The organism is Diplocloster hominis, assembly GCF_032380655.1.
Lineage (GTDB): Bacteria > Bacillota > Clostridia > Lachnospirales > Lachnospiraceae > Diplocloster > Diplocloster hominis.
In genome coordinates, this window is sequence record NZ_JAWDIY010000013.1 from 113,727 (window position 1) to 126,727 (window position 13,001).

Consider the following 13,001-nt stretch of genomic DNA (forward strand, 5'->3'; position numbering starts at 1 on the left):
ATCTATGCCATATATTGGTTTGGATATCGGAACTTCAGGCTGCAAAGCGGCAGCTTTGTCGGAAGAGGGTACCGTTCTGGCAATAGCCGGTGAATCGTATCCGCTGGTCAGTGAGAGGCCGGGATGGGCGGAGTTGGATCCTCGCCGGGTCTGGTCAGCGGTTCAGAGGGTACTGGCACGCATCGGTGAACAGGTACAGGATATACGGGCCCTCTCCATCGCTTCCCTGGGAGAATCCTTTGTACTGCTGGATGAGAGGGACCGTCCGCTTGCGAATAGTATGACCTATCTGGACATCCGGGGAGAAGAAGAACTGTACAGACTTAAGGCTTATGCTTCCCCGGCAGAATTCCAAAGGCGTTCTGGCACGCCAATCGAAGCTATGTACACTCTTCCTAAATATCTTTGGCTTCAAAGTCATGAGCCTGAAATTATAAAAAAATCGCGGAAGCTTTTCCTCTATCAGGATTATATCGGCTATCTGCTGACAGGGAACAGAATGATAGATGCCTCTCTCGCCTCCCGCACTATGCTGCTCGACCTTAGGAAGCTGAATTGGAACCTTGAACTTACAAAACATTTTGCTATACCGTCCGGATATCTGTCCTCTGTATGCATAACAGGGGAATATCTGGGGGTTATAAGAGGAGAATCAGCAAAGCAGCTGGGGCTGCCGGCCACGGTAAAAGTATTCGCCGGCTGTCACGACCAGTGTAGTGCAATGCTGGGAGCTGGTGTGCTTGGGGAAGGACAGATCATGGACGGAATGGGTTCATCGGAAAGCCTTCAGATCCTGATCGGCCGGGGGTTGATTCCAAATGTGGGAGAAGAACTGGCAATACAGAATATTAGCGTTGAGCCCTTTGTTCTGCCGCAGCTATATGCCATGACACTGGGACAGCCGGCATACGGGACCTGTATCCGCTGGTTTGCCAATACGTTTCTAGACGGTGACTTTCCGCCTTCTTACGATAAACTGGAGCAGATCTGTGCCGATGATTCGAAAGGCTGCTTCTTCCTTCCGTATCTATCGGGACAGTACATAAGGGATTCAGGCGAGGAACCTTATTATGGGGCATTCCTGGGGCTAAAACTGCCAGTGGGAAAGGCGGAAATGTATCGCGCGGTTCTGGAGGGAATCTGCATGGAGACAAAAATCAATTGTGAGATTCTGGAGAAGCTGGGAATACTGTCAGAGGAGGTGACGGCAGCCGGAGGCTGCAGCAGATCACCTGCACATATGCAGATCAAAGCAGATATTTTGGAGTGTAAGGTCAGGACTCTTCAGGCGGAACAGGCCGGGATTGTAGGGTTGGCCATGATATGCGCCGTGGCCTTAGGGGACTGTAAAGATTACCAGGAGGCTGCGGGAAAATATGTGCGGCTGGGAAGATGTTACCTGCCGAAACGCAGCTATCATGATAAAATAGAGCAGTATAAAATGCTGAGGGATATAGGAAGCAGATTGAAGACAGGGTAAAGACTCTGCAGGAATTCTGCTATACACAGCTGACCACCGGTGTCATGCAGGAAGCCAACGGCCTGCTGAATTCGATAGGGACATTTAAGAGTCTGATATATAGCGATAAGCAATAATAGAAAGCAATAATAGTAAGCAATAACAAGCCTGAGATTATAGTAAAACAGTTCTTAAAACAAGGAGCTGTCGGGAAATAAAATCTGCATACCAGATATTGTTGCGAAACCTGTAATCATCTTCCGTATCTGGTATGACTTATTCATTTCCCGACAGCCCCGTTTGTCACGCTTTCTATTATCTATTGATAATCAAACACATCAATCCATTTCAAAAGAAAATCCTTTTCTTTCTCATTCCCCTTCGTCAACTGTGCGGCAGCCACGATGGGCAGCCACTGCTGTACATACTGCTTCGCGGTATCGCTCTTCTCGCAGAACAGACTCATGTACATCTCCGCCAGTCTCTGATCATACAGGGAGAACTGCAGATAGGTGTTGGCGGCGTCCGCGGAAGCATTTCCCTGTGTCGCGTGAGCCCAGTCGATAATGTAAGCCGTACCGGCCTCGTCGATAATGATATTCGTCGGATTAAAATCTCCGTGGCAGACCTTCGCATGCTTCGGCATACTGTCCAGGCGGGTATGCAGTTCATAGCGCGCGGTTGCGCTCAGTTCGCCGGACAGGCTGCTGATCTGGCGGTTTAACTTATCTTTCAGCTTATTCAGAAGCGGCGCGGATTTGCTGTGAACTTCCAGCTGAAGATCCACGAAGCGGTTCATATACTGCTGGAGGTGATCGGGATCCTCCTCCATCATCTGCGCCAGGGTTTTCCCTTCCACATATTCGGTGGCGATAGCCCATTTCCCCTCTGTCTGGCTGACTTCCACGACCTTCGGAATGTTCAGGCCGGTTTCCTCCACTCTGGCGTGATTTAACGCCTCGTTGAATACATCTGATTTCGGATGGTCCTCGTTAAATACTTTGATTACCAGTCCGTCGGTTTTATATACTGTTTTTTTGTCGCGGGTAGCGATGATCTGATCTAATTTCATTGAATTCTCTCCCTTCCCTGTGGGTTCCTATACTAATTTTAGCATATGAATATGGTTTTGCAGAGTACTATTTTTCCTGGCCGGCGATTACTTTCCGTAATATGCTTTCAGATACAGTTCTTTGATTTCACTCATCAGAGGATATCTGGGATTGGCTCCGGTACACTGGTCGTCGAAAGCCTGCTCCACCATCTCATCCAGGGTGGCCAGGAAATCTTCCTCTTTGATTCCGTATTCTGCGATGGTCTTTTTGATTCCGATCTTTTCTTTCAGGTCCTCGATCGCAGCGATGAATTTATCCAGAGTATCCTGATCGTTCTTGCCTGCGATGCCGCAGAAGTTCGCACACTCTACATAGCGGGCTAACGTGTGAGGATATTCATACTGGGAGAAGGTACCCATCTTAGTCGGAACCTCTTCCGCGTTATATTTCATCACCAGGGTCAGCAGCAGGGCATTGGCTACGCCGTGAGGCAGGTGGTGGAAGGCTCCCAGTTTGTGAGCCATGGAGTGGCATACACCCAGGAACGCGTTGGCAAATGCCATACCGGCCATACAGGAAGCGTCGGCCATCTTCTGGCGGGCCTCTAAGTTGGAACCGTCCTCATAAGCGGCAGGAAGGTAGTTCATCACATTTTTCATAGCCTTCAAAGCCATGCCGTCGGTGTAGTCCGTAGCCATAACCGAAGCGTATGCTTCCAGAGCATGGGTCATAACGTCGATACCGGACGCGCTGGTCAGGCCCTTTGGCTGGCTCATCATATTGTCTACGTCCACAATCGCCATATTCGGCAGCAGTTCATAGTCGGCCAGCGGATACTTCACTCCGGCCTCTTCGTCCGTGATGATGGCGAAAGGAGTTACCTCCGAACCGGTTCCGGAAGAGGTGGGGATGGCTACGAAATAAGCTTTCTCGCCCATTTTCGGGAAGGTATAGATACGTTTCCGGATATCGATGAAATCCATAGCCATATCATGGAAGTTTACTTCCGGATGCTCATACATGACCCACATGATTTTAGCCGCGTCCATAGCGGAACCGCCGCCCAGTGCGATGATACAGTCAGGCTCAAAGTTTAACATCTGGCGGGTTCCCTCTTTGGCACAGGTCAGGGTCGGGTCGGGAGCCACATCATAGAAGCAGGTGTGCTGGATGCCCATTTCGTCCAGTTTCTGCTCGATCGGATTCACATATCCGTTCTTGTAAAGGAAAGTATCGGTGACAATGAAAGCTTTTTTCTTGCCCATCACCGTGCCCAGTTCATCCAGAGCCACCGGCATACAGCCTTTCTTGAAGTAAACCTTTTCAGGTGTTCTAAACCACAGCATATTTTCTCTCCTTTCGGCAACGGTCTTTATATTGAGCAGATGCTTCGGTCCGACGTTCTCCGATACGGAGTTGCCGCCCCAGGTACCGCAGCCAAGTGTCAGGGAAGGATTTAATTTGAAGTTGTAAAGATCACCGATTCCGCCGTGGGAGGAAGGAGTGTTGACCAGGATTCGGCAGGTTTTCATTCTGGCCGCATGCTCTGCCATTTTTTCTTTTTCATTGGTGTTGATATACAGGGAGGAAGTATGGCCGTAACCGCCGTCGGCGATCAGCTGTTCGGATTTTACCAGGGCCTCTTCAAAGGTTTTGGCTTTATACATAGCCAGTACCGGCGACAGTTTCTCATGTGCGAATTCCTCGGAAATATCTACGGATTCCACTTCACCGATCAGAATTTTGGTTTTCTCCGGCACGTCCACACCGGCCAGTTTCGCTATGGTGTATGCGGACTGTCCTACGATCTTGGCATTTAAGGCGCCGTTGATGATGATCGTCTTTCTGACCTTCTCGATCTCGTCGGGTTTCAGGAAATAGCATCCGCGATAGCTGAATTCGTCTTTTACCTGTTTGTATACTTTATCCAGAACGGTAACGGACTGCTCAGAAGCGCAGATCATACCGTTGTCAAAGGTTTTGGAATGGATGATAGAGTTGACCGCCATCCGGATATCCGCCGTGTCATCGATGATAACCGGAGTATTACCGGCGCCGACGCCCAGTGCCGGTTTTCCGGAGGAATACGCACTCTTAACCATACCGGGGCCGCCGGTTGCCAGGATGATGTCGGCTTCCTTCATAACCTCGTTGGTCAGTTCCAGGGAAGGTACGTCGATCCAGCCGATGATGCCTTCCGGTGCGCCTGCGGCTACAGCCGCATCCAGAACGATTTTCGCCGCCTCGATGGTACAGTTCTTCGCCCGGGGATGGGGGGAGATGATGATGGCGTTTCTGGTCTTTAAGGAAATCAATGTTTTAAAGATCGCGGTGGAGGTCGGGTTCGTGGTCGGGATGACCGCTGCCACCAGACCGATGGGGTCCGCTACTTTTTTGATACCGAAGGCGGGATCCTCTTCCAGAACTCCGCAGGTCTTCATGGTTTTGTATTTATTGTAAATATATTCGGCTGCGTAATGGTTTTTGATTACTTTGTCCTCTACCACGCCCATGCCTGTTTCCGCCACTGCCATTTTGGCAAGGGGAATTCTCTGCTTGTTGGCTGCCATGGCCGCTGCGAAGAAGATTTTATCGACCTGTTCCTGAGAGTAGGTGGAGAATTTTTTCTGCGCTTCTCTCATCGCTTTCATTTTCGCCTGGAGCGCTTCCACACTGTCGATGACGGCGGGTACCGGGGTTTGGGTTTCTTTCTTTGCCATAACGAATCCTCCTATGATAACTATTTGATAATTTTTTAACAATCTCTTGACACTGCCTATTATATGGGATCGTTAAAAAAATGTCAATCATTCTTCGTTAATTTTTTAACTTTCCACATTATGACTGAGATTATTCAAATATGAGGTTGATTTTGTGTAAAGTAGCTATTTGGAAATGTAAGAAGATGGAAGTTTTACTGGATAAACTGGATATTTATGAAAGAAATAGGGAGATTCAGGTTGGTATATGAGGAAATTCGACTAAAATCGGGGGGGATTAAAAGTTAATGCCAAAAGTAATGGCATCGTTATTCCCGTATTCCCCCCGTATGGCAAGTATGTCGTTCTCCTGACAGACTGTATTCAGATTTTCAGACAGTCTCCTGGAACTCTATTGATTACGGGGATTTATATACATATTAGTGTATCATCTCAGATCAAAGACATAAATAGTGCACAAAAATAGTGGAAATATTTTTTATATATTTCATAAAAAAGAAAATTTTTTCCAAAAATGGTTGAATTCTTTTTTTTCTGTGCTATGATAAAAATAACTTAAACGAGCGTACGGCACAATTATGAAAAATCCCCGTCCGTACCGCAGAACTTTAAGTTGCCGGCAAACAAATCATGTGTGGGGAATCCCGGAATGGGAAAAGGAGGATATGAAAATTATGAAACCTGAAGAACTCAAAAAAGCATTAAAAGGTATTTGCGCAATCGCTGTTACTCCGATGACCGAAGACAGACAGGTGAATTATGAAGGAGTCAGGAATCACATCCGTTTTCTGATCGGCAAAGGAATCAACAAAGACAACAACTGTACTCTGGTTGTGGGCGGAAGCACCGGTGAATGCGGAGCTCTTACGATTGCTGAACGTAAAAAACTGATTGAAACAGCTGTGGACGAAGCGGGGGACGAACTTCCCATCATCGCGGGCTGCAATCACAGCAATATCGAGGATGTCAAGGATCTGATGGCTCACGCAGAGGGCGTAGGAGCTGCGGGTGTTATGGTTCTTTCTCCTTATTATTACGTTCCTACCGATGACGCGGTTTTGAGGTTCTACAAAGAGATTTCAAAGGCGGCGAATATCGGAATCCTTCTATATAATAACCTGGAAGTTACCCATAAGGATGTTCCGCTGGAAGTAATGGAACAGCTGGTAGACAGCTCGAATGTAGTAGGTATCAAGGAATGTACCCCGAACTTTGCGAAAATGGAAAAAGTAGCCCGGAAGATCGGCGGCAAGATCGCTGTAATCAACGGTCATGGTGAATTCTTAGAGCCGTTTGCGGCTCTGGCCGGAACCGCAGGCTTCATCTCCAGTACCTCAAACTTCGCACCGGAAATCGCAGTGGAAATGTGGAAAGCCAGAAGCGCCGGGGATTATGTGGCGGCAAAGAAGATCCGCGACCGGTTAACCCCTTATCTGGACCTGGCAGCGGCAGAATCCGCAACCGGCGGAGAGCCTGTTGTACTGGCGATCTTAAAGAGAGCAGCAGCCTTAGTTGGTTCTGAATGCGGACCCGGACGTATTCCGCTGCCGGAGATCACCCCGGAGCTGGATGCTAAGATTGAGAAGATGCTGAAAGAAGTTGGGTTAAAATAAAGAGTTACATACACGAATGTTACATATTCAAAGAAACAGGTGATGATTTATGAACTACGGCGGCCCGGATGCCAGGGTCAGGCAGCGGGCCGCTTAATGAAAGAATACCCGGAGGGTATAACCATTATACCGGCAGAAACACGGTATAGGAATGAAAGGGGAAGGTTGAATGAAACGGTTATTAGCATTGGCAATGGCAGTAATTATGGCGGTATCCTTAACAGCGTGCGGCGGGGGAAAAGAAGAGCCGGCAGCCGATGACAAGGGCGGCAGCGCTCCGGCTGGTACAGCGGCAGGTGATTCGGATACCAAAGACGCCAGCTCAGGCGGTAAAGTAGAGCTTCAGCTGTTAAGACTGGGGGATCTGACCAAGGCAGAACCTATTTTCGCACCGATCGTTGAACAATTTGAGAAAGATAATCCGGACGTTACGGTTAAATTTGACGCGATGGCTTGGACAGAGGCAACTACCAAATTAAAACTGTTGGGCGCGCAGGGAGAACTGCCGGATGTGACCTTTATCAATATTGCGAATGGATGGGATCTGGCTTCGGAAGGATATCTTTCTGATCTGTCCGGGCTTGTGAAAAATGATCCGAACCTGAGCAAAGATATTCCGCAGTCCGTTATCGATATCGCCACAACAGCCGACGGAAAAATGTATTGGGTACCGTCCGCGACCGGCGCATTCGGACTTTGGTATAATAAGGAGCTCTTCGAGCAGGCGGGCCTGGATCCGAACGAACCTCCGGCTACCATGGAAGAGATGATCGCTGACGCAAAGACGATTACGGAGAAAACAGGTGTTCCCGGACTCGGCTTTGGTGTAAAGGCTATGGAAGATTACGCAAATGTAATTGAAAGCTTCTATTCCAGCTATACCGGAGTTGACATCTGGGATGACGGGAATAAGTGTTTCTCATTTGAAAAAGATGAAAATAACAGAAAACTGTTTGGAGACTGCCTGTCAGAAATTTATAAAATTGTCAACGAATATGGAATCATTCAGCCAAACCCGGAAGAATACAATCCCTATGCGCTTCGGACGATGTTCCGTGACGGGCAGATCGCCATGTATATCGACGGTGTATGGGCAGTAAAAGAATTGCTGGACGAATTGGATAAAGGGGAAGACAGCAAATTTATGACCGCACTGTTCCCCGCAGGACCCGCAGGATCTCATCCGATCATGGGATGTGACGGCTGGGCTATCCCTTCCGAATGTAAGAATCCCGATGAAGCCTGGAAACTGGTACAGTGCCTGATGTCCTCCGATAATCAGACCAGACATGCGACCATGTGGGGCTTACTGCCCATCCTGGAGTCTGAAAAAGGCAAAGAAGAATTCTCAGATCCTTATTGGGGACCGTTATCCGAACAATTACAGACCGTGGCCGCCCGCCCGAAGGATAAACAGGTAGCCATGATCGAGCAGGCCATCGCGGATGGTGCCCAGGCGGCGGCACTTGGCAAGATGACACCGGATGAAGCTATGGACTTTATGATCAGTACGGTTACGTCGAATTACAGTGAGTAAAAATGATATCCTTATTGGGCGGTCCGCGTCCAATGAGATCTGGATGGTGGGCAGGTTTCCTGCCCATCAGTCTTCCCGGAAATTCATGAGAGGCAGGGTTTTACTATGAAATTAAAAAGACGAAAGGGGCGGCTTCCCTATATCTATCTGACACCAGCGATGATCGTTATCATAGCTATCTTTGCAATCCCGCTAGTGAACTTGATCTGGTATTCGTTTGCAAAAGTAAATCTGATCGGAAAATTCCAGAAGTGGGTTGGATTAAAGAATTTTTCCTATATAGCGACACCGGAATTTATGCAGACACTGGGACGCACGGCGGTCTGGGTCGTATTTGGAATCCTGGGGATCTTTATTGTGGGAACCATTTTGGCGCTTTGCCTTAATAAACCGATTCCAGGACGGGGATTCATGCGGACGGTTGTCATTATTCCATGGGTAATCCCCCATGTGTTTGCCGGTACCATGTGGAGCTGGGTATTAAACTCCTCCAACGGTATTATAAATACGATCCTGCTGAAGCTGCATCTGATCGATCAGCCAATCAGCTTTCTGGGAGTAGACCTGGCACTGGTGACGATAATCTTTATCCGGATCTGGAAGGGTGTGCCTTTCCTGGTCATGAGCCTTCTGTCCGCATTACAGGCCATCCCTGCGGAGGTGGAGGATGCGGCGAGGTTAGACGGCGCGCTGGGCTTTAAGTATTTCGCACATATCACGCTGCCGCTGTTAAAACCGGTCATGGTGATGAGCGGAACGATCCTGATGGCGTGGTCTATTACGATCTTCGACCTGGTTTACGTCATTACCGGCGGCGGACCGTTGAACGTGACGGAACTGCTCAGTATTACGATATACAAGAAAGCCTTTGTGAACTCTGATCTGGGCGGAGCAGCGGCCATTGCGGTATTTACCATGGTTCTGGTATCGATTATCGCGTTCTTCCTGATGAAGCGCAATGTAAAGGAGGAAAATCAATGAATGCGAAAAAGAGAAGAAAAATGAAAACAGCTGGTAATTATATTCTTCGGTATTTTTTGATCATCTTCTGGATGTTAGTTGCATTGCTGCCCATCTATGTGGCGGTCATGACCTCCATTACGCCTTTTGAAAAGCTGGGGGAGGCGATGATCTTCCCCAAATATTTCCGCTGGGAGAACTATGTGGAGCTGGCGACACAGACACCGCTGTGGCAGTATCTGAAAGCTTCGATCATATATGCTGTGGGAACCAGTCTGTTTACCGTGGTGATCGCGATATTGGCGGCCTATGCATTGTCCCGGTTTAAGTTCAAATTCAAGGTCCCGTTTCTGATGATGATCGTTGCGATTCAGGTCGTACCGCAGATCGTTATTGTAACCCCTTTATATGGCCTGTCCTATTCAACGGGGCTGTATGATAAATATATACTGATCATCATCGCCATGGTGGCAACGGCGATCGCGAATCCGATCCTGCTGCTGAAAGGGTTCTTCGACAGCATCTCGGTAACCCTGGAGGAAGCGGCTGTGGTAGACGGCTGTACCAGAGTGGGAGCACTGGTGCGGGTTATTCTCCCGGTATCGCTTCCGGCGGTGACGACCGCGTTCGCCTTGTCCTTCTTCAATGGCTGGGATGCCTATCTGTATCCGATGATCCTGACCTCCTCGCCAGGTAAGGTTTCGATGACGGTCGGATTGTCGAGGATGGTAGACATTGTAACCCCGTGGAACTGGATCATGGCAGGCACGGTCATCGCGATTATTCCTCCGATTTTCATTTACCTTCTGGCACAAAAATATCTGATCGGCGGTCTTACAGCCGGCAGTGATAAATAATAAAGGAGAATTCAAACATGGAAGAGGTAAGTTTTCTGAAAATAGGCTGCAGCAGATTTATATATGGAAAGGACACCGCAGCACTTTTGCCGGATGAGATCCTGCGCTACGGGAAAAAGGCATTTATCGTGGGCGGTCCCACCACCCTGCCCCTGGTCACTAAGAAGGCAGAGGCCGGGTTCGCGGAAAAGGGGATAGAGGCTGTGTATCGTGTAATGGATGAGCCGAACTCCGTGGATTTTGCCAAACGCCTGAGTAAAGCGGCGAAAGAGGCCGGAAGTGAACTGGTGGTGGCCATCGGCGGCGGTAAGTGCATGGATCTGTGCAAAGTGTTCTCCGATATGGCGGGTCTTCCGATCATAACGGTGCCCACCTCGGTGGCCACCTGCGCCGGCAGTTCCGCAGTGAGCATCATGTATACAAAAGAGAACGGCAGCTATGACTGTTCCATCCCGAAGGAGAAAGAGATCGACTCTGTACTGGTGGACCTGGATATTATCGCAGCGTCGCCGAAGCAGCTGTTCGCGTCCGGTATCATGGATTCGATTGCGAAACTCCCGGAGATCGTCAACGGCACGGCCAAACTGACCTATCCGGAAGTATCCCTTCAGAAATATATGGCATATTCCAATTCTATATTTATCTATGATTTCCTGACCAGATTTGGCGTGCAGGTATATGAAAACCCTATGGGGGATGAAAAACTGCTGCAGGATCTGACCTTAATCAATCTGATCGTCACCTCCATGGTCAGCGGTTTCTCCAGCGGCTCCGACCAGCTGGCAGTGGCTCACGGCCTGTACGACGCGGTCCGCAAATTTTTCCCGGTGGAGGCCAGAAATGCTTTACACGGAGAGATCGTAGCGGTAGGTGTACTGATGCAGATGCGGTTCAACCACGAAACGGAGACGGAATATCAGAAGATACTGGGGATGATGAAGAAAATGAATATGCCCCTTACTCTAAAGGACCTGGGTGTAGAGCCAACGCAGGAAAATATACGGACATTAAAAGAGTATAATATTATGAAAAATAATATTGTAAAACCGGAAGATCTCGCACGACTGGATCAGGCCTTTGAAGAGATTATATAACTTCGCACCCAGGATCAGGTAACTGCTGTTTGGGGGAAGAGGAGGTTGATACCAGATGGAAAATAACATACTGGCGAAAATAAAAGGAGGACTGATTGTATCCTGTCAGGCACTGGAAGACGAACCGCTGTACAGCTCTTATATTATGCAGCGTATGGCGGTTGCAGCGATGAAGGGCGGTGCAGTAGGAATCCGGGCCAACAGTGTGTCAGATATTATCGAAATAAAAAAAGAGGTGCCGTTACCGGTGATCGGAATTATCAAAAAAGTATATGGAGATTCCGATGTCTATATCACGCCCACGAGGAAGGAAGTGGAGGCGCTGATACAGACCGGTGTGGAAATCATTGCGCTGGACAGTACGAAGAGGACCCGTCCGGGAAATGTTGAATTGGAGCCGTTTTTTCGAGAGGTACGAAAAAAATATCCGAATCAGCTGTTTATGGCGGACTGTTCGACCTATGAGGAAGGCATGCGGGCTGCGGAACTTGGATTTGATATAGTAGCTACCACCATGCATGGATATACGCCTTACACGGCAGAGGCTGTTCTTCCGAATTTTGACCTGATGAGACGGCTGGTGGAGGACACGGGTAAGCCGGTAATCGCGGAAGGCGGGATCTGGAGTCCGGATCAGTTAAAAGAAGCGTTAAAGACAGGGGTACTGGCAGCTGTGGTGGGAACAGCCATCACCAGGCCTATGGACATTACGAAAAGATATGTAGCGGCGATCCGTAAATGAGTGTATAATATAATAATTACCATGATTGTATGTATAAATGATGTGTGTATCAATGTGGTAAGGCAGGAGTGGGCAATGAGAATACTGGCACTGGATATCGGGGGAACTTCCATAAAAAGCGCGGTCTGCAGTGATGAAATATTAACGGAACACAAGGAACAGGATACGGACGCGTGTCTGGGCGGAGAATTCGTTATGCAGCGTGCGGCTGAGATTCTGAAGTCATATGGCCCCTGTGACGCCATCGGGATCAGCACCGCCGGCCAGGTGGACGTACAGGAAGGAAAGATCCGTTACGCCAACGATAATATTCCAGGATACACCGGTATGGAGATCCGAAAACGTCTGGAAGCAGAATTCCGGGTGCCTGTTGCGGTAGAGAACGATGTGAATGCCGCGGCGGTTGGAGAGGGGCACTATGGAGCTGCCAGAGGATTCGAGGACTATCTGTGCCTCACCTACGGAACCGGAGTGGGAGGAGCCATCGTGATCGGAAAACAGATTTTCCGCGGGGCGGCTGGATCTGCCGGTGAAGTGGGAAGTGTGGTGGTCCATGGCAGACAGGTGGTAAAAGGCCGGAGAATCAGCGGATGCTATGAAGACTACGCCTCGACCAGCGCGTTGATCCGGACCGTTCACGCATATGATCCGGACATCCATAACGGCCGGGAACTCTTTGAGCGGATCTCCGATGATCCGGTGCTCCAGACACTTTTGGATGACTGGATCTGGGAGATTGCCCATGGACTGGTTACATTGATACATATTTTTAATCCTCAGTGCATTTTGCTGGGGGGCGGGGTAATGGCTCAGGACTATGTAGTGGAAAAGGTGAAGGAAGTAACCCTGGAACGGATCATGCCAAGCTTTCGGGATGTGGTGTTCAAAAGGGCCGGGCTCGGTAACAGGGCGGGCCTCTGGGGAGCAGTTCACCTGGCAAAAGAACGGGTGGGCCGGTAAAATT

General features: G+C 49.0%; 10 protein-coding genes. 8 read left to right on the forward strand and 2 right to left on the reverse strand.

All coding sequences use genetic code 11. The features are described from left to right. Window positions 1-4: 4 nt before the first annotated feature. Complete coding sequence (locus tag ABC831_RS13680; protein ID WP_343248667.1) at window positions 5-1,480, forward strand: FGGY-family carbohydrate kinase; 1,476 nt, start codon at window positions 5-7, stop codon at window positions 1,478-1,480. Between the two features lie 298 nt (window positions 1,481-1,778). On the opposite strand, the gene ABC831_RS13685 is transcribed toward ABC831_RS13680, so the two are convergent. Together ABC831_RS13685 and adhE are read right to left on the reverse strand one after the other, a co-directional pair. After that, on the reverse strand, window positions 1,779-2,531 hold the full coding sequence (locus ABC831_RS13685; protein WP_343248668.1) for a phosphotransferase family protein: 753 nt from the start codon (window positions 2,529-2,531) through the stop codon (window positions 1,779-1,781). An 87-nt stretch (window positions 2,532-2,618) separates the two neighbouring features. Further along, window positions 2,619-5,234 carry a bifunctional acetaldehyde-CoA/alcohol dehydrogenase gene (gene adhE / locus ABC831_RS13690; protein ID WP_343248669.1) on the reverse strand — a complete coding sequence of 872 codons (2,616 nt, stop codon included), beginning with the start codon at window positions 5,232-5,234 and terminating at the stop codon, window positions 2,619-2,621. Window positions 5,235-5,908: 674 nt separating this feature from the next. On the opposite strand from adhE, the gene ABC831_RS13695 reads away from it, so the two are divergent. The 7 genes from ABC831_RS13695 to ABC831_RS13725 all read left to right on the forward strand — a co-directional run bounded on the left by ABC831_RS13695 (window position 5,909) and on the right by ABC831_RS13725 (window position 12,997). Next, a complete protein-coding gene (locus tag ABC831_RS13695) occupies window positions 5,909-6,847 on the forward strand; it encodes a dihydrodipicolinate synthase family protein (RefSeq protein ID WP_343248670.1) in 939 nt (312 codons plus the stop codon). Between the two features lie 169 nt (window positions 6,848-7,016). Further along, window positions 7,017-8,384 (forward strand): ABC transporter substrate-binding protein, encoded by a 1,368-nt coding sequence (locus ABC831_RS13700; protein ID WP_343248671.1) that lies wholly within the window; start codon window positions 7,017-7,019, stop codon window positions 8,382-8,384. Window positions 8,385-8,489: 105 nt separating this feature from the next. Next, window positions 8,490-9,365, forward strand: coding sequence for a carbohydrate ABC transporter permease (locus tag ABC831_RS13705; RefSeq protein WP_343248672.1), 876 nt, complete (start codon window positions 8,490-8,492; stop codon window positions 9,363-9,365). After that, complete coding sequence (locus ABC831_RS13710; protein WP_343248673.1) at window positions 9,362-10,201, forward strand: carbohydrate ABC transporter permease; 840 nt, start codon at window positions 9,362-9,364, stop codon at window positions 10,199-10,201. Before ABC831_RS13705 ends, ABC831_RS13710 begins: the two co-directional genes overlap by 4 nt. A gap of 17 nt (window positions 10,202-10,218) precedes the next feature. Next, window positions 10,219-11,295, forward strand: a complete 1,077-nt coding sequence (locus ABC831_RS13715) for an iron-containing alcohol dehydrogenase (protein ID WP_343248674.1) — start codon at window positions 10,219-10,221, stop codon at window positions 11,293-11,295. Window positions 11,296-11,350: 55 nt separating this feature from the next. Further along, window positions 11,351-12,037 carry an N-acetylmannosamine-6-phosphate 2-epimerase gene (locus ABC831_RS13720; protein WP_343248675.1) on the forward strand — a complete coding sequence of 229 codons (687 nt, stop codon included), beginning with the start codon at window positions 11,351-11,353 and terminating at the stop codon, window positions 12,035-12,037. 21 nt (window positions 12,038-12,058) lie between these two features. Next, window positions 12,059-12,997: an ROK family protein gene (locus ABC831_RS13725; protein WP_343248676.1), complete on the forward strand. Its 939-nt coding sequence runs from the start codon at window positions 12,059-12,061 to the stop codon at window positions 12,995-12,997. The last annotated feature ends 4 nt before the right edge of the window (window positions 12,998-13,001 follow it).

Excerpts from the sequence above, each read along its gene's own strand:
- ABC831_RS13710 (WP_343248673.1), top strand. The coding sequence starts at position 9,362 with ATGAATGCGAAAAAGAGAAGAAAAATGAAAACAGCTGGTAATTATATT.
- ABC831_RS13680 (WP_343248667.1), top strand. The coding sequence starts at position 5 with ATGCCATATATTGGTTTGGATATCGGAACTTCAGGCTGCAAAGCGGCA.
- ABC831_RS13720 (WP_343248675.1), top strand. The coding sequence starts at position 11,351 with ATGGAAAATAACATACTGGCGAAAATAAAAGGAGGACTGATTGTATCC.
- ABC831_RS13695 (WP_343248670.1), top strand. The coding sequence starts at position 5,909 with ATGAAACCTGAAGAACTCAAAAAAGCATTAAAAGGTATTTGCGCAATC.
- ABC831_RS13685 (WP_343248668.1), bottom strand. The coding sequence starts at position 2,531 with ATGAAATTAGATCAGATCATCGCTACCCGCGACAAAAAAACAGTATAT.
- ABC831_RS13700 (WP_343248671.1), top strand. The coding sequence starts at position 7,017 with ATGAAACGGTTATTAGCATTGGCAATGGCAGTAATTATGGCGGTATCC.
- ABC831_RS13705 (WP_343248672.1), top strand. The coding sequence starts at position 8,490 with ATGAAATTAAAAAGACGAAAGGGGCGGCTTCCCTATATCTATCTGACA.
- ABC831_RS13725 (WP_343248676.1), top strand. The coding sequence starts at position 12,059 with ATGATTGTATGTATAAATGATGTGTGTATCAATGTGGTAAGGCAGGAG.
- ABC831_RS13715 (WP_343248674.1), top strand. The coding sequence starts at position 10,219 with ATGGAAGAGGTAAGTTTTCTGAAAATAGGCTGCAGCAGATTTATATAT.
- adhE (WP_343248669.1), bottom strand. The coding sequence starts at position 5,234 with ATGGCAAAGAAAGAAACCCAAACCCCGGTACCCGCCGTCATCGACAGT.